At 75.5% G+C, this 380-nt stretch carries 1 pseudogene; it reads left to right on the top strand.

Annotated elements, in window-relative coordinates:
* Positions 1-19 precede the first annotated feature (19 nt).
* Positions 20-380 (top strand): annotated as a pseudogene (locus Q2100_RS31685) (Hsp70 family protein); the annotation flags it as partial.

Here is a 380-nt window from a genome sequence, read left to right as displayed (position 1 = left end):
TGCGGCGCAGGCCGACGACATGTCGCAGTCGAGCACCTTCCGGGCACTGGCGTGGTCGGACGCCGACGACATCCCCGACGTCGCGGCCACCGATCACTACGAGTACGACGCACCGGCCGACTCGCCTGCCGGCGACGACAGGCCCGCCGGATCGACCACCGCCCGCCCCGTCGTGGCGTTCGGGGCCCGCGACGACGACGACACCGCGGTGCCGCCGGCCCCGTGGTACCGCCGCCCGCCCGTCATCGTCGCTGTGGGCGCGCTGATCGTTCTGCTCCTCGTCGCATTCGCGGCGGCCTATGCGCTGAGCGGCGACGACGAGCCGGCCACCACGCCGACCACCACCCCGACGACCACCACGGCGCCCGCGCCGCCCCCGG

Source organism: Mycolicibacterium arseniciresistens (assembly GCF_030519285.1).
GTDB classification, from domain to species: domain Bacteria; phylum Actinomycetota; class Actinomycetes; order Mycobacteriales; family Mycobacteriaceae; genus Mycobacterium; species Mycobacterium arseniciresistens.
This window is presented reverse-complemented; position numbering and strand designations above follow the sequence as displayed.